Genomic DNA, 16,652 nt, shown 5'->3' with positions numbered 1-16,652 from the left:
AACGCCGGCCACTAGAACGCCGGGCACTAGCACGCCGGGCACTAGAACCCCGGGCACTAAAAGGCCGGGCACTAAAAGGCCGGCCAGGGAATGGGCCGGTGCCTGTTCGGTCCCGGCATCACCGGATCGTTGAGCAGCGCATGCGCGCGCCTGCGCAGCGCTGCGATCTCCGCCCGCGTGATCAGCTCGGACAGCTCGTCGCAAAACGAGTCGTCGAGCGCGTCAACGAGACCGGCCACCGCCTCCAGCATCTTCTTGTCGACCGGCTTGTTGGCCCAGCCCCACAGCACCGTCCGCAGCTTGTTCTCGACGTGCAGGCACACCCCGTGGTCGACGCCGTAGACGTGGCCCTCAATGTCGCGCAGAACGTGGCCCCCCTTGCGGTCGGCGTTGTTGACCAGCACGTCGAACACCGCCATGCGCCGCAGCCGGATGTCGTCGGCGTGCATCAAGACGACCTCGTCGCCGGCGTAGTCGTAGGCGCGCAGCACCGGCAGGTAACCCGGCTGCGGTTTGTCGGCGGGAAACAGGTCGACCAGGTCGGGGCCGGTGCTCGGGTCGGAGCCGGTGGCGTCGCCCGGTTGCTCCACCCACAACTGCAGCATGCCGGGGCCGGCCGGCCCGTGACGAATCACTGTGTACGGCACGATGTTCCAGCCCAACCGAGTCGACACCAGGTAGGCCGCGAGTTCGCGGCCGGCCAGCGTCCCGTCGGGAAAATCCCACAGCGGGGCCTCGCCCGAGACCGGCTTGTAGACGCAGTGCACGGTCGATTCGCCGAGCGTGGACTCGCACAGGAAGGTGGCGTTGCTGGCAGAGCGGATGCGTCCCAGGACCGTCAGCTCGCCGTTGCGCAGCACCTCACGGTCGTCAGGCCTCAAGTTCATCGTCAGGCCCGAGCAGCGCGCTGCGCCTATAGCCGTTGGCGCGCGCGCAGATATGGCCCTCCGGATCCAACGGTTCGTCGCAGAGCGGGCACGGGGGCCGTCCCGCCGAGATGACGCGATTGGAGCGCGTGGCGAACTGCCGCGCCGATTCCGGCGTCAGGAACACCCGCACCGCGTCGGGCCCCTCCTCGGTGTCGTCGAGCACCACCGACGCGTCGAACTCCGCGTCGGTGACGGCCAGCAATTCGACCACCACGGTCTGCGCCTCCGAATCCCAGCCCAGGCCCATGGTTCCGACCCGAAACTCGGCATCCACGGGCGTGACCAACGGGTTGAGATCCTCGACTTCGGTGGGCTCCGGCGGGACCGGCGTGCCGAACCTGCGATTCACCTCGAGCAGCAGGGCGTCGATGCGTTCGGCCAGCACCGCGACTTGCTGCTTCTCCAGCACCACCGACACCACCCGGGAATCGTGCACCGCCTGGATGTAGAACGTGCGGTTTCCGGGCTGGCCGACGGTCCCGGCCACGAAGCGGTCGGGTGTGCGGAAGACGTGGATTGCGCGGGCCATGGCACCTCCAAAATACCGGCTGTTGCCTTCGCCGTGCGATTCGATTGCCCCGCTCCGTCAGTTTTAAGCGGAATCAGTCAGTCGAGCCGCCGACCACCGCGTCGCTGGACGGCACGAGCCCGGCCGGCTGCTCCCCGGGCGCCGGCCGTTCCGTTGGCGCTTGTTCCTTTGGTGTCTGCTCCGCGGGCGCGTGTTCCGTTGCCGCTGCGTGGGAGTCGCCGTCGGTCTTCGCCTTCGCCCCGTTCTGGGGCGGTGGCCCGGCCCGCAGCGCTGCAGCCAATTTCGCACCGGTGTGGTTGACGTGCAACACGAACGGACGCAGTTCGGTGTACCGGATCACGCTCACCGACGCCGGGTCGGCGGTGACCCGCTGGAAAGCGTCCAGGTGCATGCCGTACGCGTCGGCGATGACGGCCTTGATGACATCACCGTGAGTGCAGGCCACCCACAGGGCGTCGCCGCCCTGTTCCCCGCCATGCTCGAGGGCCAGCCGTCGATCGTGTTCCCGGATGGCCGCCACGGCGCGCGCCTGCACCTGCGCCAGACCCTCGCCGCCGGGAAACACTGCCGCGCTCGGGTGGGCCTGCACGACCCTCCACAGCGGCTCGCCGGCCAGCTCGGCGATCTTGCGGCCGGTCCAGTCCCCGTAGTCCACCTCCGCGAGCCGGTCGTCGATGAGCGGCTCCAGGCACAGCGCGGCAGCGAGCGGCTCGACCGTGCGCCGGCAGCGCAGCAACGGCGAACTGATCAGCGCGCGGATGGGCAGGTCACCGATGCGGTCGATCAGCCCGGCGGCCTGGTCGCGGCCCTTCTCGTCAAGGTCGACGCCCTCCGAGCGACCCGCCAGGACGCCGGCGGTGTTGGAGGTGGAGCGGCCGTGGCGCAACAGGATCACCGTCATGCCGCGGCGCCCAACCGGGACGTCCGAGGCATCAGGGCAACCACGACCACGACCGTACCCGGTGCGACTGCGGGTTGATGATCAGCGCGCGACTAGCGCGGCACCGGCACCGCGTGCGCCACCGAGTCCCGCACGGCGGCGGTCAGGCTGCGCTCGTCGGTGAGGTCGATGTCGACCAGGCTGCGCACCGCGGTGGCGACGACCTCGTCGGCCTGCGGGACTGGCCCGGCAAGGCGGGGCCGGTAAATTTCGACGACGAGCAAGCCGTGCTCGATGTGGAACGAGAAACTGCGCCCATCACCGACTTGTCCATATCCGCTGGCGAAAATCCCTGTCGACATGTCTTCGACAGCAAACTCTTTCTCCGCGATATGCCGGTCAACGGTGACGGCCATAAGCCGACGATACCTCGCCCCCGAGGCTTGATGTGCGCGACATGGCCATATTGGATGCGAAGGCGTTCCTTAAAGTGGAAGGCCTACAGTCGTCGCACAAGGGAAGATAGTTGCTGTCATTGCACGGGCGTAATCAACCCACAGCTCATTGCCGTGTGATCGGATTCGCGATTTTGCTGGCCGCGGTGACCGGTTGTTCGTCGAATACATTCAAATCCGCGCCGCCCACCATCGAACCGGCCGCGGCCGCCGTCTCCCCGCCGGCGTCACAGAACCCCGCCGGCACGGTTCGCCCACTGCCGATCCACGCCGTCGCGGCCGCCTTCGACGGCGCCGCCCGCCGACTGACGGTGCTGGCGCCCGGCGCCGCCCCGGCGGGGCCGGGCAGCGTCGCCGTCTTCGATGACCCGAAGGCCGCGGCGCGGGTCATCGACCTGCCGGGCCCGGCGACCGCCATGACCGATGACGGCCACGGCACCGTCTACCTCGCCGCGCGGGGCGGCTATTTCGTGGTCGACCTGGGCACCGGCCATACGGGCCAGGTGAACGTCACCGACGCGCAGCAGACCGATTTCACCGCGGTCGCCCAACGTGCCGACGGCAAACTGGTGCTGGGCAGCGCCGACGGGGCCGTCTATACCCTCTCTTCTCCTGCTTCTCCCACACCAGCTTCTCCCGCCCCCGGGGCCGCCGCCACCGCGACCATCGGTAGCCGGACCAAGATCTTCGCACGCGTCGATTGCCTTGCCACACAAGGTAATACGACAGCTGTCCTGGACCGGGGGCAGACGTCGGTGACCACCATCGGCGCCGACGGTCGAGTCCAGCAGGCGTTGCGGGCCGGCGAGGGGGCGACCACCATGGCCGCGGACCCCTGGGGCCGGATTCTGGTCGCCGACACCCGCGGCGGCCAGCTCCTGGCGTACGGCGTCGACCCGCTGATCCTGCGCCAGGCCTATCCGGTGCCCCAGGCGCCCTACGGCCTGACCGGCTCGCGCGCATTGGCCTGGGTTTCGCAGACCGCTTCTAATATGGTCATTGGTTACGATCTGTCCACCGGAATTCCCGTCGAAAAGGTGCGTTACCCAACCGTGCAGCAACCGAATTCCCTGGCCTTCGACGAAGCGTCAGACACCTTGTACGTGGTGTCGGGGTCCGGTGCGGGGGTCCAGGTCATCGAACACGCGGCGGGTGGGCGTTGACCGCGCCGCGCCGAGGTCAGCTGCCTGCGGGCTGGGACACCGAACTGTCCGACGAATACGAGTGGGTGCCGCTGCGCCTGCCACCCGAAGTGACCCGCGTCAGCGCGTCCATCCGGCTGTCCATCGAGGCCGAATACCGGGGCTGGGAGCTCACCCGGGTGCGGCTTTACACCGACGGTAGCAGGCGAGTGTTGTTGCGCCGGAAGAAATCTCGACTGGACAACCGGCGACCCGACCAGCCGCAACTGTGACGGTGACCCAACCCCGCGAAGGCTTGGTCTACGGCCTGGTCCGACGCCTGTTTTTCCTGGTTCCGCCCGAGCGCATCCACACGCTGGTTTTCGCGGTGCTGCGCGGCGCCACCGTCCTCGGCTTGGCGCGTCGGCTGTTGCACCGCCTGCTGGGACCAACCGATCCGGTGCTGGCGAGCACGGTGTTCGGGGTGCGTTTCCCGGGGCCGCTCGGGCTGGCCGCCGGCTTCGACAAGGACGGCAAGGGCTTACTGACCTGGGGGGCGCTGGGCTTCGGGTACGCGGAGGTCGGGACCGTCACGGCGAACGCGCAGCCGGGCAACCCGCCCCCGCGCATGTTCCGGCTGCCCGCCGACCGCGCCCTGCTGAATCGGATGGGCTTCAACAACCTTGGTGCGGGGGCGCTTGCGATCCAGCTCGCGCGTCACCGCCCCGACATCCCGATCGGGGTCAACATCGGCAAGACGAAGTCCACGCCGGCCGCCGACGCCGTCGACGACTACCGGGCCAGCGCCCGATTGGTCGGGCCGCTGGCGTCGTATTTGGTGGTCAACGTCAGCTCACCGAACACGCCGGGCCTGCGCGACCTGCAGGCCGTCGAGTCGCTGCGGCCCATCCTGACCGCCGTGCTCGCCGAGGCCTCCGTCACCTGCACGCCGGTCCTGGTGAAGATCGCGCCCGACCTTTCCGACGCCGATCTCGACGACGTCGCCGACCTGGCCGTCGAGCTGGGCCTGGCCGGGATCGTCGCCACCAACACCACCGTGTCGCGCGACGGGTTGAAGACGCCGGGGATCGACGCGCTGGGTCCCGGCGGCATCTCCGGGCCGCCGGTGGCGCACCGCTCTGCCGAGGTGCTGCGCCGGCTCCACGGCAGGGTGGGCGATCGCCTGGTGCTGATCAGCGTCGGGGGCATCGAGACGGCCGACGACGCGTGGGAACGGATCACCGCCGGCGCGTCGCTGCTGCAGGGCTATACGGGCTTCATCTACGGAGGAGGCCTGTGGCCCAAGCGGATTCACGACGGCATCGCACGCCGGCTGCGCGAGGGCGGGTTCGCCTCGCTCAGCGATGCGGTCGGCTCGGCGGCGCCCAAGGCCGGCGGGGCGGCGAGTTAAGCCGCGCCTTCTTCGTCGGCTTCTTCGTCATCCTCGTCATCGCTCTCGCCCAGCACCTTTTCCGGGTGGTGGAAGGTGTTGACGCGGGGCTGCCCGCGGTCAAGGTGCGGCGGTGGGATCCAGTCGGTGTCGCCGTTGGCGCGTTTTCGGGTGGTCCAGCCCTTCTCGAGCAGGCGGTGGTGGGGTCCGCAGGCCAGGGTGAGTTGATCGATGTCAGTGCGGTGGGTGCCGGCCCAGTCCTCGACATGGTGGACTTCGCAGTAGTAGCCCGGCACATCGCAGCCCGGGGCCGAGCAGCCGCGATCCTTGGCGTACAACACAATTCGCTGGCCGGGTGAGGCCAGGCGCTTGCCGTGATACAGCGCCCCCGCCTTGCCCTTGTCGAAGACGGCCAGATAGTGACGAGCGTGGCGGGCCAGGCGGATCACGTCGGACATCGGCAGCACGGTGCCCCCGCCGGTGAGGCCCTTGCCCGCGGCGGCCTCGAGCTCGCTCAGCGTGGTCGTGACGACGATCGTCGCCGGCATCCCGTTGTGCCGGCCCAGTGTGCCGCTGGCCAACACGGCGCGCAGGGCGGCGTTGAGGCCGTCGTGGTTGCGCTGGGCGTGGCTGCGGGTATCGCGCTCGATGGCTTCCTCGGTGGCCGGTCCATCGACCACCGGTGTCAGGTCGTCGGGGTTGCACATCCCGGGCGCGGCCAGCTTGGCCAACACCGCCTCCCAGGTGGCCCGCGCCTCCGGCGTGAGCCACCCGCTCAGCTTGGACATGCCGTCGGCCTGCTGATGCCCCAGCACCAGGCCGCGGGCGCGCGCCCGGTCGGCATCGGTGTAGTTGCCGTCGGGATTGAGGCAGTCCATCAGGTGGCGAGCGAGCTTGGCGAGTTCATCGGGGCGATAGTGGGCGGCCTCGGACGCCAGGTGTTTCTCGGCGTGCTCACGCGTGTCGATGTCGACGCAGTCGGGTAGTTGGCGGAAAAACCGCCGGATCTCCGCGACGTGGTCGGCCCCGATGGCCCCGCCGCGCTGGGCCGCCGCCGTGGCGGGCAACACCGGCGCCAGCGGCTCACCGGTGAGCGCCCGACGAGGGCCGAGGTCCGCGGCCTCAGCGATGCGGCGGCTGGCCTCTCCGCGAGTGATGTTCAACCGATCGGCCAACGCCCACGACAGCTTGCCACCCAACTCGGACGAATCCGCCTGCTCGCCAAGCTGATTGATCAGCTGATGTTGCGGCGTCTGCAACCGGCGCGTCTCACACTCGAGCACCTCCAACAACCGCAACCGCTCCGGATTGGTCAGTGCCTCGTAAGAATGCCCCTGGAATCGGGAGACCACGGTGCGCAGGGCGTCGACGTCTTGCTGGATCTCCTCGCGGTCCGTCAATGCCACGTGCGCCGCCCGCCTGGCCGCCCGAACGGGCTGGACAACTCATAGATGAGAGCGTCCAGTGCCGCGAGCAGCTGGGCTCCGGCCAGAGAGTCGACGGACTCGAGGAACGGATCTCGCGCCGTCTCGACTTCGTCGAGTACGGCGGTGAACCGACCATAACCATCACTCGAACGCATGTTCGAATAATACGACGTCCCACCGACAAGAAGGGTGAAGCGCCCCCCGCGCCTACTTCTGCTCGTAGACGCCGTGAATGACGGCGCGGGCTATCGCGTGCTGGAACAGGTTGAAGCCCAGGTAGGCGGGGCTGGCATCCTCGCTCAGGTCGAGCTTGTCGACGTCCACGGCGTGCACGGCGACGTAGTACCGGTGCGGCCCATGCCCGGGCGGCGGCGCGGCGCCGAGGTAGCGGCGCATCCCGGCGTCGTTCACCAGCGTCAGCGCGTCACCGGGCAGGTTGCTCCCATCCCCCGCGCCCGCGGGCAGTTCGGTGACGTCGGCCGGCAGGTTGGCCACCGCCCAGTGCCAGAATCCCGAGGCCGTCGGGGCGTCGGGGTCGTAGACGGTGACGGCGAAGCTGCGCGTCTCACCCGGGAATCCGGACCAGCTCAACTGCGGGCTGACGTCTTCTCCGCCCGCGCCCATGATCCCGCTGACCTGCGGCATGGCCAGGGGCTGGCCGTCGGTGATCGATTCCGACGTCAGGGTGAACGACGGCAGCTTCGGCAGCGCGGCGTACGGGTCGGGCGCGGTGCTCATGGGCGATCCTCTCGTTGCGTGTCGTGTCTTCAGCTGTGTTTCAGTCAGCAGTGTGTCAGGAAGTGTGCCAGTACATCGGTGCCGAACCTCAGCGCATCCACGGGTACCCGCTCGTCGACCCCATGGAACAACGCGGTGAAGTCGAGGTCCGGCGGCAATCGCAGGGGGCTGAAACCGAAACAGCGAATCCCCAAGCGCGCGAAGGCTTTTGCATCGGTTCCACCGGACAGCATGTAGGGCACCGTGCGGCCATCCGGGTCCAGAGCCAGCACGGCGGCGTTCATGGCGTCCACCAGGTCGCCGTCGAAGCTGGTCTCATAGGACGAGAAGTCCTTGATCCACTCGCGGGTCACGTCCGGCCCGAGCAGCTCGTCGACCTCGGCCTCGAACGCCGCCTTGCGGCCCGGCAGGATTCGGCAGTCGATCACCGCTTCCGCCGTCGCGGGGACGACGTTGGCCTTGTACCCGGCCTTGAGCATGGTCGGGTTGGCGGTGTCGTGGAGCACGGCCTTGAGCATGCGGGCCATGGGCCCGAGCTTCTCGATCGCTCCCGCCAGGTCGCCCGACTCGACGTCGAACGTCAGCCCGGTCTCCTCGCTGACGGCGGCCAGGAACTGGGCGACGGTGTCGGTGAGCACGAGCGGGAATCGGTGCCGGCCGAGCCGCGCCACTGCCTCGGCGACGGCGGTGACGGCGTTCTGGTCATGCACCATCGATCCGTGCCCGGCCGGGCCGCGGGCGGTGAGCCGCATCCACGACAGGCCCTTCTCGGCCGTCTCGATCAGATAGAGCCTTCGTTCGCCCCCGTCGCGGCGCGGCACAGTCAGCGAGAACCCGCCCACCTCGCCGATCGCCTCGGTAACGCCTTCGAAGAGGTCGGGCCGATTGTCGACCAGCCATTGCGCCCCGAAAGTGCCGCCGTGCTCCTCGTCGGCGAGGAAGGCGAACACCAGATCGCGCGGCGGCACGATCCCGGCCCGCTTCAGCTGCCGGGCCACCACGATCATCATGCCGACCATGTCCTTCATGTCTACCGCGCCGCGACCCCAGACGAAGCCGTCCTTGACCGCGCCGGAGAAGGGGTGGACGCTCCACTCGGCTGGCTCGGCCGGCACCACGTCGAGGTGCCCGTGGATGAGTAGGGCCCCGCGTGAGCTGTCGGCGCCCGCGAGGCGGGCGATCACATTGCCGCGGCCCGGGGCGCCGGACTCGACGTATTGAGGTAGGTAGCCGACCTCGGCGAGCTGTTCGGCGACCCACTGCGCGCACTCGGCCTCGCCCCGCGTCGTCTCCGGTTCGCCGGTGTTGGTGGTGTCGAACCGGATCAACCTGCTGACGACCTCGACCACGTCGTCATGCGGATTGGCCGGGAACTCGGTCTGGGCGGTCACAACCCCCTTTCCTACCATTGCCGACGCCGCGCGGCTCGGTGCGAAGCGGCCCGGCTGGATTGGGTCCACGTGAGACAATCCGATAGCCTTAGCTGCCAACCCATGCGGTTGGTCTTGTCCGAGTGGCGGAATGGCAGACGCGCTAGCTTGAGGTGCTAGTGCCCTACTAATGGGCGTGGGGGTTCAAGTCCCCCCTCGGACACGCGCGGTGCAGGCCCGCTTCCCGCCTCGAGAGACGGCCTGCCGAAGTCATGCGCCAGGGGTCGAGAAGTGGCTCCTCCCGCTGCACGTCCGATGCGCGGCCACCGCGGCCGCGACGCGAGCGAACCCCTGTCCCAATCCCGTACGCGTAGAGTCGGCTTAGCGTCAGCCGAAATCCGGTTTCCCCGTTGACAGGTCAATTGCATGCATGATGGTGCCCACCTAGGCGTCGAGATCGACCTTGACGCTTTGTGGGCGGCGGTACCGTGCCCCACGCTGGTCATCGATCACGAGGGAATCGTGCGGGCGCTGAGCGGGTCGGCCGAATCGCTCTTGCCGGGAGCGGTGCCGGGCAGCCGGATCGACGAGTCGGTCGATTGGCTCTGGCGGGCACACGACCGTCTCATCCAGGCTGCCCCCGCTGCGGTCGATCGGGACACGTCCGTCGTCTCGGGAAACGTCGTCTCGGGAAGCGTCGTCTCGGGCAACGTCGTCCCGGGAAACGTCGTCTCGGGAAGCGTGGGCGGCCGCAAGTTCGACGCGCACGCCGCGGTCCTACCCAGCGGCGAGGTGGCGTGGTCACTGGTCGAGGACACCGCCCAGCTGTTGCGTCAGGCCCAGGAGGCGCTGGCGCGGGAGCAGGAGCGCACGGCGATCCTGCTCGAGGCTTCTTCGGTGTTGACGGCGTCGCTGAACGTGGACCGCTGCCGGGAGGCGACTGTGCAGATGGCCGCCCGGCACCTGTCCGACGCGGCGGTGCTGGTGGCCCCGGCGGGCCGCGGCCGGCGGCTGCCGGTCTTCTACAGCGGAGCGGCCGGGGGGGTCGAGCAGTGCAGTGTCGACGCCGCCCCCGCGGGGGGGGCGGGCCTGAGTGAGGCGCTGGACGGGTTCCCGCCGGTCTCCTCGGGCTGGATCGACCCGGCGACAATACCCGAATGGCTTGTCCCCCAAGATTTCCCGGGCCCAGTCGGCTCAGTGATGATTTTGACGCTGCCCGGCCACGGCGTTTCCGCCGGGGCGTTGGTGTTGCTGCGGTGCATCGATCGGCCGGTGTACAGCGCGGACGACGAGATGTTCGCGGGAATGTTCGCCGCCCGGGCCGGGGCGGCGTTGTCCGCCGCGCGGCTCTACGCCGAGCAGGCCGCCATCACCCGCACGCTGATGCGTGACCTGCTGCCCCCGCCGCTGCACGGATTGCACGGCATCGAATTCGCCGGCGGTTACCGCGCTTCGAAGGATTACGAGGTCGTCGGCGGCGATTTCTACGACTTCCACCCCGGGGCGCGTCCGGAGGACGAGACGCTGGTGGTCCTGGGCGACGTGTGCGGCAAGGGCCTGGAGGCCGCCGTGATGACCGGCAAGATCCGCAACACGCTGCAGGCGCTGACGCCGCTGGCCCAGGACCACGAGGAGGTGCTCACGCTGCTCAACCGCGCCATGTTGAGCGCGGATCACACCCGGTTCGCCACGTTGGTCCTGGCCTCGGTCGCCTACCGCGACGGCCAGGTGGTGCTGCGGTTGACCTGCGCCGGGCATCCGCCGCCCTTGATCGTGCGCGACAACGGGCAGGTGGAAGAGGCCGACACCAAGGGCACGCTGGTCGGCGCCCTGGAGCGCATCACCGTGCAATCGTTCGAAACGTCCCTCGCGCCCGGCGAGACGTGCCTGCTCTACACCGACGGAATCACCGAGGCGCGTGGCGGACCGCTCGGCGACGACTTCTTCGGCGAGCAACGGCTGGCGGCCTCGCTCACGGGGTGTGCCGGGATGCCGGCCGAAGCGGTCGTCGAACGCGTCCTGATGCTGGCCACGCAGTGGGTGGGGCAGCGGGTGCACGACGACATCGCGGTCGTGGCCATCACCGCCCCGCAGCGCACCCACCTCAGCGCCGTCGACGGCCACACCCGGGGCAGATACGTGGCATGAGGCCCTACGATGCCGATTCGGCCGCCGCCCGCGCGACCGGCGCCACCGACGAACTCCTTGTCCGCGAACGACTTTGGGGGGCGCTCACCGACCGCGACGAATACGCCGCGGCGGCCACCGTGTTCGCCGCGATGGATGCCGGCATGACGGCGGAGGACGTGCTGCTCGAGGTGATCGCCCCCGTCCAGCACAAGGTGGGCACCGAATGGGCCGCCAACCGCATCAGCGTCGCCCAGGAACACGCGGCCACGGCCATCAACGATCGCGTCATCGCCGCGTTGTCACATCCCCCCGCCGGCAAAGCCGTGACCCACGGCGGCCGAGTCGCTGTGGCGTGCGTGGACGGCGAGTGGCACGCTTTGCCCGCGCGGCTGCTGGCGGAGGTCCTGCGGTTGCGCGGCTGGCAGGTCGACTTCCTCGGGGCGCAGGTCCCGACCCCGCACTTGATCGCGCACCTGCACCAGCACGGCCCGGACGTCGTGGCGCTCTCCTGCTCCATCCCCACCCGGCTGCCCACCGCGCACGCGGCGATCGTCGCGTGCCAGTCCGCCGGGTTTCCGGTCCTGGCCGGTGGCGCCGCCTTCGGCCGCGACGGCCGCTTCGCCCGTCGGCTGGGCGCCGACGCCTGGGCGCCTGATGCCCGGACCGCCGATGAACGCTTGAACCGGGGATTCCCCGCCGTCAGGCGGATTCCCAACCGCCAGCCGGTCGATGACCTGCCGCATCTGGTAGACCAGGAATACACCTTGGTGAGCCGGAGCGCGGCGCAGCTGGTCAAGTCCACCGTCGCCGACTTGGAGGACCGCTTTCCCGCCATGCGCGCCTACTCCACGCAACAGCACCAGCACACCGTCGAGGACGTCGGCCACATCGTCGACTTCCTCACCGTGAGCCTGTACGCCGACGACGACGCGTTGTTCGCCGACTTCATCACCTGGACCGCCGACATCCTCGCCGCGCGCGGCGTTCCGGCGGCGTCGCTGCACCCGGCGTTGGATTTGCTGACGGCGCAACTCAAGGAGTTCCCCCGCAGCCAGCGCCTCTTGGCGGCAGCAAACCATGCCCTCACCACCGTCGGCCCGGGAGCGTCGGTATGAACCTCTCCCTGGACGTCACCGTGACCGGACGATCGGCCTGCGTGCGGGTGTCCGGCGACCTGGTCTACGAAACGGTGGATGCCATGGTCGACGCCGCGGGCCGGCTGCTCAGCGCAGTGCCGTCCCCGGCACACCTGCACCTCGACCTCTCCGGACTGGCCTTCTGCGATTCCGCCGGCCTATCCGGCCTGCTCCTCGTCCATCGCCGGAGCTGTCAGGCGGGCGTGCAGCTGCATTTGGATCAGCGGCCGCGGTTCCTCGATCGCATCCTGGACCTCACGGGAACGTTCGAGCACCTCGTCACCGCATCGCGCGGCGATGCCGGATCACGGAACGCCCCGGGAGAGAGCCGGGTTCGCTGACCGGCGCGGGGCCGCTGCCGAACCCGTAGGCTCGGTGGTGACCGATGACACCCAACGGATTCCTTCGCCGCACTGCGACGCGCACGTTCCGCGACCGTCGCGAGGCGGGTCGCGCCGTGGCCGAACAGTTGACGTCCTACCGCAACAGGGACGACGTGCTGGTTCTCGGCCTGGCCCGCGGCGGCGTGCCCGTCGCTTGGGAGGTCGCCGCGGCGTTGCACGCGCCCCTGGACGTGTTCCTGGTCCGCAAGCTCGGGGTGCCGCACTGGTCGGAGCTGGCGATGGGCGCGCTGGCCAGCGGCGGCGGTGTCGTGATGAACGACGACGTGGTGTCCAGCCTGCGCATCACCGACGAGCAGGTGCGCGAGGTGATCGACAACGAGGCGGCCGAACTGGCCCGCCGCGAGAGCGCGTACCGCGGCGGCCGCCCAGCGGCGAATCCGGCCGGCAAGGCGGTGATCCTGGTCGACGACGGGATCGCCACCGGCGCCAGCATGCTGGCCGCCGTCCGGGCGGTGCGAGCCACGGGCCCGAAGTCGATCGTCGTCGCGGTCCCGGTCGGGTCCGCGACGACCTGCCGTGAGCTCGGGCTCGAGGCCGACGAGGTGGTTTGCGTGTCGATGCCGGCCGGGTTCGAAGCCGTGGGCCAGGTATACGCCGACTTTCACCAGGTTGGCGACGACGAGGTGCGTCAGACGCTCGCCACGCCCACCGGCTGAGTGCTACTTGGCGGCGTCGTCGCCGCGGCCCTCCACGGGCACCGCCGACTGTTCGGTGGCCTGTTCGGTGGCCGCTGAATCAGCTTCCCCCGACGGTTCGTAGCCGCCCTCGTCCGGGGCCTCCTCGGGGTAGTCGACGGCCTCGTCGCTCGCGTCGGCCTGGGCCTCGCCCTCGTCCTGGTGCTGGTCTGCGCCGCCCGCGTCGCGCCGCTGCCGGTCCTGCAACGCGTCGACGATCAGCAGCACGACGCCGAGGACGCTGGCGCCGATGCACACCCAGGCGACCAACTCGTTGCTCGTGACCACCGCGAACACCAACGCGACGAGCCCGACCAGGGCCAGTACCAGCGCAATGATCAGCATGGGTCATCCTCCAAGCGGCGAGCGGGACAGCCAGTTCGTGTGCAGGTCTCAGTGTGCCAACCGCGCGGCTTGGCGAGTGTCCGGCACGCCTGTGAGGTTAGTTGTTACCCCGATTGAATTGGTCGAACCCGCCGGCATCGGCGCTGGAGTCGACGGGTGCCGCGGATCCGCGCTGGCCGAGCTCCTCCAGCTGCGATTCCAGGTAAGTCTTGAGCCGGGTCCGGTACTCGCGTTCAAAGGTGCGCAGCTGCTCGAGGCGGCCTTCCAGGACGGTGCGCTGCTGGTTGATCGTCCCCATGATCTCGGAGTGCTTGCGTTCGGCGTCGGCCTGCAGGGCGTCGGCCTTCTCCTGGGCCTGGCGCAGCTGTGTCTCGGAGCGGGTTTGGGCGTCCGAGAGCATCGCGTCGGCCCGCTGCCGGGCCTCGGTGACCGTGGTCTCGGCGGTCTGGCGGGCCTCGGTGAGGATCTGGTCGGCGTTGGCGCGCGCGTCGGCCAGCATCTTCTCCGACTCCGCCTTGGCGGTGCTGGTCAGCCGGTCGGCGGTGTCCTGGGCCAAGCTCAGCACCCGAGCGGCCTTCATGGCCTGTTCCTCGTTGCTCGACGCGGCGGCGGGCGCGGCTACGGGCGCCGGCTTGGGCGCCGGCTCCGGCTCGGGGACGGGAATCGCCTGAGTGGGCGCGGCCGCGGCGGCCGGAGTGGCTCCGGCGCCACCGCCGGCGGCCAGCTCCTGGTCCAGCTCCTCGATCCGCTGACGCAGATCGCTGTTCTCTTCGATGAGCCGCGTCAGCTCGGCCTCAACCAGATCGAGGAAGGCGTCGACCTCGTCTTCGTTGTAGCCCCGCTTGCCGATCGGTGGCTTACTGAACGCCACATTGTGGACGTCGGCTGGTGTAAGCGGCATTGTTTCGTCCCCTCAAGTTCCTGTCTAACGTTCTGGAAAGTGTAGAACGCAGTGGTAGCCGTCGTGCAACTGCCGTCCATCCTGTCACACCAGGCGCGACCGTTGCTGTTTAGGCCAATAAATAAGAACCAATTTCAAACCCTGAGGGCAATAAAATCCGAAACCTTAGAATTTTTAAATCGCAGCCATCAAACCGAAGCTAAAACGTGGCCGAACCGTCTCCGGGCCGGAAGCCGGGCCGACGGCAGGCTCAGGTTTGCGCGGCGCCGAACGCCAGCTGCATGCCGATGAACGCGACCAGCAACAGCACCATGATGGACAGGTCGAACCGGACCGCCCCGATGGTGAGCTGCGGGATCAGCCGGCGCAGCAGCTTCACCGGGGGATCGGTGATCGACATGATGATCTCGAGGATCACGACCGTGATGCCGGTGGGATGCCAGTCACGGCTGAACGAGCGGATGAACTCGACGACGACCCGGGCGATGAGCAGCAGCCAGAAGATGAACAGCGCAAACCCAAGGATCTGAAAGAACAGCACCAACTGAAGAGCCCCGACCTTACCGATGAGATGTCAAGCGCCGCGGGCGTGCGCGGCGAATGCCAGCGTACCGACTCCGGGCGGTGGGCCACATCTCAACCGGCATCTCAACCGGCCCAGCCGCCGAACGCGGCGACCGGCGGGCGCCGGCCGAGCCGGGTTATTGGTAAGCGTAGAAGCCGGTTTCGGCGATCCGCCGACGCTCCTCCGGGGACACATCGACGTCGGCGGGCGACAGCAGGAACACCTTGGTCGCCACCTTGTCGAAGGAGCCGCGCAAGGCGAAGGCGAGGCCGGCGGCGAAGTCGACCAGGCGCTTCGCGTCGGCGTTGTCCATCGACACCAGGTCCATGATGACCGGGGTACCGTCGCGGAACCGCTCGCCGATCGTGCGGGCCTCGCTGTAGTCCTTCGGCCGCAGCGTGGTGATCTTCGAGAGGGGGTGGCCCTCCTCGAACATCATCGCCATCCGGCGCGGGTCCATCGCCAGCGCGCCGCGGGTGGAGTTGCGCAGCCAGGACCCGAAGCGGGGCCTGCCCATCTCCGGCCGCTCGAACTCGCGGGGGTGGACGGCGCCGTAGCGCGACTCCTCCCCGTACCCGCCGCGGTAGCCGCCCGGCGGCGGGTAGTCGGCGGGCTCGCGCGGGTCGTCGTAGTCGCGGCCCTCGTACCGGCCTTCCAAGCGACCCTCCATGCGTCCATAGCCGTCGTCGAAGCGCGGGCGCGGGAAACCGCGGGACGGTGCGTGGTCGTCGTAATACTCGTCGTCGTAGTCGTCCATCGGGGCCATACCGAAATAGGCCTTGACTTTGTGCAGTGTGCTCATTGCGTTGACCCCTTCTAGCCCCTGATGCTTGGTGTCAGTGATGAAGATGTGACTACAGTGACTTAATACGGTGACGGTAGCGGCCGCGGGCCCAATAGCGCGGTACCGACACGCACACATGTGGAACCGTGTTTGACGGCGACTTCGAAATCGTCGGACATGCCGGCGGACAGGCCGACCGCGTTCGGATGCGACTCGAGGATGCGCAGGTGCTCGGTTCGCAGGCGGGCGAAGGCCGCGTCGGGGTCCGAGCCCAGCGGCGGGATCGCCATCAGCCCGGCCAGTTCCAGGTGCTTGGACTCCTCGACCTGGTCGCACAGCTGGTCGACCGCACCCGGAACCGAGATGTCGACGCCGCCGCGTGATTCGTCGCCGTCGAGGCTCAGCTGGACGTAGATCCGCATCGGGTCGGCGCGGCGGCCCTCCGCCATGGCCGCCGACACGCCCCGTTCGAGGGCACCGACCAGCTGCGAACCGTCTACCGAGTGGGCGGTGTGCGCCCAGCGGACGACCGAGCGGGCCTTGTTCCGCTGAATGTGGCCCACCATGTGCCAGCGCAGGGCCGGTGCATCCGCCCGCGAAGAGGCCGCCAAAAGTTTGGTGACTTCGCTCACTTTTGCCGACGCTTCCTGATCCCGCGATTCGCCGACGGCCCGACAACCCAATCGCGACAAAGTCACGACATCGGTTGCTGGAAAGAATTTGGTAATCGGCAGGAGTTCGATTTCACCGACATTGCGACCCACCGCTTCGGCGGCCGCCGCAAGGCGCGAGCGCACGGCGGCTAATGCGTGCATCAATTGCGTTTCCCGGTCGCCGTGACCCGCCGGGGCCGGCGTCCTGTCCGCCATCGCGG

The 16,652-nt window shown here is 68.9% G+C and carries 19 protein-coding genes, 1 tRNA gene and 1 pseudogene; 8 read left to right on the top strand and 13 right to left on the bottom strand.

All coding sequences use genetic code 11. The annotated features are described in order from the left end of the window. Nucleotides 1-71 precede the first annotated feature (71 nt). The 4 genes from C1737_RS04185 to C1737_RS04170 all read right to left on the bottom strand — a co-directional run bounded on the left by C1737_RS04185 (nucleotide 72) and on the right by C1737_RS04170 (nucleotide 2,754). Nucleotides 72-887 carry an SCO1664 family protein gene (locus C1737_RS04185; protein WP_369807468.1) on the bottom strand — a complete coding sequence of 272 codons (816 nt, stop codon included), beginning with the start codon at nucleotides 885-887 and terminating at the stop codon, nucleotides 72-74. Continuing rightward, nucleotides 871-1,458: a DUF3090 domain-containing protein gene (locus tag C1737_RS04180; RefSeq protein WP_067924315.1), complete on the bottom strand. Its 588-nt coding sequence runs from the start codon at nucleotides 1,456-1,458 to the stop codon at nucleotides 871-873. The genes C1737_RS04185 and C1737_RS04180 overlap by 17 nt, the downstream gene beginning before the upstream one ends. Before the next feature lie 73 nt (nucleotides 1,459-1,531). Further along, a complete protein-coding gene (locus tag C1737_RS04175) occupies nucleotides 1,532-2,359 on the bottom strand; it encodes a histidine phosphatase family protein (RefSeq protein ID WP_102417313.1) in 828 nt (275 codons plus the stop codon). Between the two features lie 92 nt (nucleotides 2,360-2,451). Then, nucleotides 2,452-2,754 carry a hypothetical protein gene (locus tag C1737_RS04170; RefSeq protein ID WP_067924313.1) on the bottom strand — a complete coding sequence of 101 codons (303 nt, stop codon included), beginning with the start codon at nucleotides 2,752-2,754 and terminating at the stop codon, nucleotides 2,452-2,454. A gap of 170 nt (nucleotides 2,755-2,924) precedes the next feature. Here C1737_RS04170 and C1737_RS04165 point away from each other — a divergent pair, with 170 nt between their 5' ends. Genes C1737_RS04165 through C1737_RS04155 form a run of 3 tightly spaced genes read left to right on the top strand, consistent with a single transcriptional unit; the run spans nucleotide 2,925 to nucleotide 5,325 of the window. After that, nucleotides 2,925-3,956, top strand: coding sequence for a YncE family protein (locus C1737_RS04165; protein ID WP_233214697.1), 1,032 nt, complete (start codon nucleotides 2,925-2,927; stop codon nucleotides 3,954-3,956). Next, on the top strand, nucleotides 3,953-4,207 hold the full coding sequence (locus C1737_RS04160) for a DUF5703 family protein (RefSeq protein ID WP_068098381.1): 255 nt from the start codon (nucleotides 3,953-3,955) through the stop codon (nucleotides 4,205-4,207). The genes C1737_RS04165 and C1737_RS04160 overlap by 4 nt, the downstream gene beginning before the upstream one ends. A 23-nt stretch (nucleotides 4,208-4,230) precedes the next feature. Continuing rightward, on the top strand, nucleotides 4,231-5,325 hold the full coding sequence (locus C1737_RS04155; RefSeq protein WP_102417776.1) for a quinone-dependent dihydroorotate dehydrogenase: 1,095 nt from the start codon (nucleotides 4,231-4,233) through the stop codon (nucleotides 5,323-5,325). Here the strand turns inward: C1737_RS04155 and C1737_RS04150 are convergent. The 4 genes from C1737_RS04150 to C1737_RS04135 are packed head-to-tail and all read right to left on the bottom strand — an operon-like array spanning nucleotide 5,322 to nucleotide 8,878. Continuing rightward, the gene (locus C1737_RS04150) at nucleotides 5,322-6,710 is read right to left on the bottom strand and encodes an HNH endonuclease signature motif containing protein (RefSeq protein WP_102417311.1); all 1,389 of its coding nucleotides are present in this window, start codon (nucleotides 6,708-6,710) and stop codon (nucleotides 5,322-5,324) included. The two genes, C1737_RS04155 and C1737_RS04150, sit on opposite strands and share 4 nt — an antisense overlap. Then, on the bottom strand, nucleotides 6,701-6,886 hold the full coding sequence (locus tag C1737_RS04145) for a hypothetical protein (protein ID WP_102417310.1): 186 nt from the start codon (nucleotides 6,884-6,886) through the stop codon (nucleotides 6,701-6,703). Before C1737_RS04145 ends, C1737_RS04150 begins: the two co-directional genes overlap by 10 nt. A 52-nt stretch (nucleotides 6,887-6,938) precedes the next feature. Next, nucleotides 6,939-7,469: a YbhB/YbcL family Raf kinase inhibitor-like protein gene (locus tag C1737_RS04140; RefSeq protein ID WP_102417309.1), complete on the bottom strand. Its 531-nt coding sequence runs from the start codon at nucleotides 7,467-7,469 to the stop codon at nucleotides 6,939-6,941. Between the two features lie 44 nt (nucleotides 7,470-7,513). Further along, nucleotides 7,514-8,878 carry a M20/M25/M40 family metallo-hydrolase gene (locus tag C1737_RS04135; RefSeq protein WP_067919743.1) on the bottom strand — a complete coding sequence of 455 codons (1,365 nt, stop codon included), beginning with the start codon at nucleotides 8,876-8,878 and terminating at the stop codon, nucleotides 7,514-7,516. Nucleotides 8,879-8,976: 98 nt separating this feature from the next. On the opposite strand from C1737_RS04135, the gene C1737_RS04130 reads away from it, so the two are divergent. The 5 genes and pseudogenes from C1737_RS04130 to C1737_RS04110 all read left to right on the top strand — a co-directional run. After that, a tRNA-Leu gene (locus tag C1737_RS04130) sits at nucleotides 8,977-9,062 on the top strand. A 203-nt stretch (nucleotides 9,063-9,265) separates the two neighbouring features. Further along, entirely contained in the window at nucleotides 9,266-10,987 is a 1,722-nt protein-coding gene (locus tag C1737_RS04125) for a PP2C family protein-serine/threonine phosphatase (protein ID WP_102417307.1), read from the top strand. Next, complete coding sequence (locus tag C1737_RS04120) at nucleotides 10,984-12,084, top strand: B12-binding domain-containing protein (protein WP_102417306.1); 1,101 nt, start codon at nucleotides 10,984-10,986, stop codon at nucleotides 12,082-12,084. Before C1737_RS04125 ends, C1737_RS04120 begins: the two co-directional genes overlap by 4 nt. Next, a complete protein-coding gene (locus C1737_RS04115) occupies nucleotides 12,081-12,446 on the top strand; it encodes an STAS domain-containing protein (protein WP_102417305.1) in 366 nt (121 codons plus the stop codon). The genes C1737_RS04120 and C1737_RS04115 overlap by 4 nt, the downstream gene beginning before the upstream one ends. 50 nt (nucleotides 12,447-12,496) lie before the next feature. After that, a pseudogene (locus tag C1737_RS04110) lies at nucleotides 12,497-13,165 on the top strand (phosphoribosyltransferase); the annotation flags it as partial. A 3-nt stretch (nucleotides 13,166-13,168) separates the two neighbouring features. Here the strand turns inward: C1737_RS04110 and C1737_RS04105 are convergent. From C1737_RS04105 to C1737_RS04085, 5 genes are all read right to left on the bottom strand, one after another. Next, complete coding sequence (locus C1737_RS04105; protein ID WP_102417304.1) at nucleotides 13,169-13,528, bottom strand: hypothetical protein; 360 nt, start codon at nucleotides 13,526-13,528, stop codon at nucleotides 13,169-13,171. A gap of 97 nt (nucleotides 13,529-13,625) precedes the next feature. Next, complete coding sequence (locus C1737_RS04100) at nucleotides 13,626-14,429, bottom strand: DivIVA domain-containing protein (RefSeq protein ID WP_067919427.1); 804 nt, start codon at nucleotides 14,427-14,429, stop codon at nucleotides 13,626-13,628. 250 nt (nucleotides 14,430-14,679) lie between these two features. Further along, entirely contained in the window at nucleotides 14,680-14,973 is a 294-nt protein-coding gene (locus C1737_RS04095) for a YggT family protein (RefSeq protein WP_067919429.1), read from the bottom strand. 157 nt (nucleotides 14,974-15,130) lie between these two features. After that, nucleotides 15,131-15,796, bottom strand: coding sequence for a cell division protein SepF (locus tag C1737_RS04090; protein ID WP_068060961.1), 666 nt, complete (start codon nucleotides 15,794-15,796; stop codon nucleotides 15,131-15,133). A gap of 62 nt (nucleotides 15,797-15,858) precedes the next feature. Beyond that, nucleotides 15,859-16,647 (bottom strand): YggS family pyridoxal phosphate-dependent enzyme, encoded by a 789-nt coding sequence (locus tag C1737_RS04085; protein ID WP_102417775.1) that lies wholly within the window; start codon nucleotides 16,645-16,647, stop codon nucleotides 15,859-15,861. Nucleotides 16,648-16,652: the final 5 nt, after the last annotated feature.

This window comes from Mycobacterium sp. 4858, from assembly GCF_900240975.1.
In the GTDB taxonomy this organism is placed as follows: domain Bacteria; phylum Actinomycetota; class Actinomycetes; order Mycobacteriales; family Mycobacteriaceae; genus Mycobacterium.
The sequence above is the reverse complement of the archived record's forward strand: the minus strand, read 5'-3'. Positions and strand labels throughout refer to the sequence as shown.

Coding starts and splice junctions, on each gene's coding strand:
- C1737_RS04185 (WP_369807468.1), bottom strand. CDS start 887: ATGAACTTGAGGCCTGACGACCGTGAGGTGCTGCGCAACGGCGAGCTG.
- C1737_RS04180 (WP_067924315.1), bottom strand. CDS start 1,458: ATGGCCCGCGCAATCCACGTCTTCCGCACACCCGACCGCTTCGTGGCC.
- C1737_RS04175 (WP_102417313.1), bottom strand. CDS start 2,359: ATGACGGTGATCCTGTTGCGCCACGGCCGCTCCACCTCCAACACCGCC.
- C1737_RS04170 (WP_067924313.1), bottom strand. CDS start 2,754: ATGGCCGTCACCGTTGACCGGCATATCGCGGAGAAAGAGTTTGCTGTC.
- C1737_RS04145 (WP_102417310.1), bottom strand. CDS start 6,886: ATGCGTTCGAGTGATGGTTATGGTCGGTTCACCGCCGTACTCGACGAA.
- C1737_RS04140 (WP_102417309.1), bottom strand. CDS start 7,469: ATGAGCACCGCGCCCGACCCGTACGCCGCGCTGCCGAAGCTGCCGTCG.
- C1737_RS04135 (WP_067919743.1), bottom strand. CDS start 8,878: ATGGTAGGAAAGGGGGTTGTGACCGCCCAGACCGAGTTCCCGGCCAAT.
- C1737_RS04125 (WP_102417307.1), top strand. CDS start 9,266: ATGCATGATGGTGCCCACCTAGGCGTCGAGATCGACCTTGACGCTTTG.
- C1737_RS04120 (WP_102417306.1), top strand. CDS start 10,984: ATGAGGCCCTACGATGCCGATTCGGCCGCCGCCCGCGCGACCGGCGCC.
- C1737_RS04115 (WP_102417305.1), top strand. CDS start 12,081: ATGAACCTCTCCCTGGACGTCACCGTGACCGGACGATCGGCCTGCGTG.
- C1737_RS04105 (WP_102417304.1), bottom strand. CDS start 13,528: ATGCTGATCATTGCGCTGGTACTGGCCCTGGTCGGGCTCGTCGCGTTG.
- C1737_RS04100 (WP_067919427.1), bottom strand. CDS start 14,429: ATGCCGCTTACACCAGCCGACGTCCACAATGTGGCGTTCAGTAAGCCA.
- C1737_RS04090 (WP_068060961.1), bottom strand. CDS start 15,796: ATGAGCACACTGCACAAAGTCAAGGCCTATTTCGGTATGGCCCCGATG.
- C1737_RS04085 (WP_102417775.1), bottom strand. CDS start 16,647: ATGGCGGACAGGACGCCGGCCCCGGCGGGTCACGGCGACCGGGAAACG.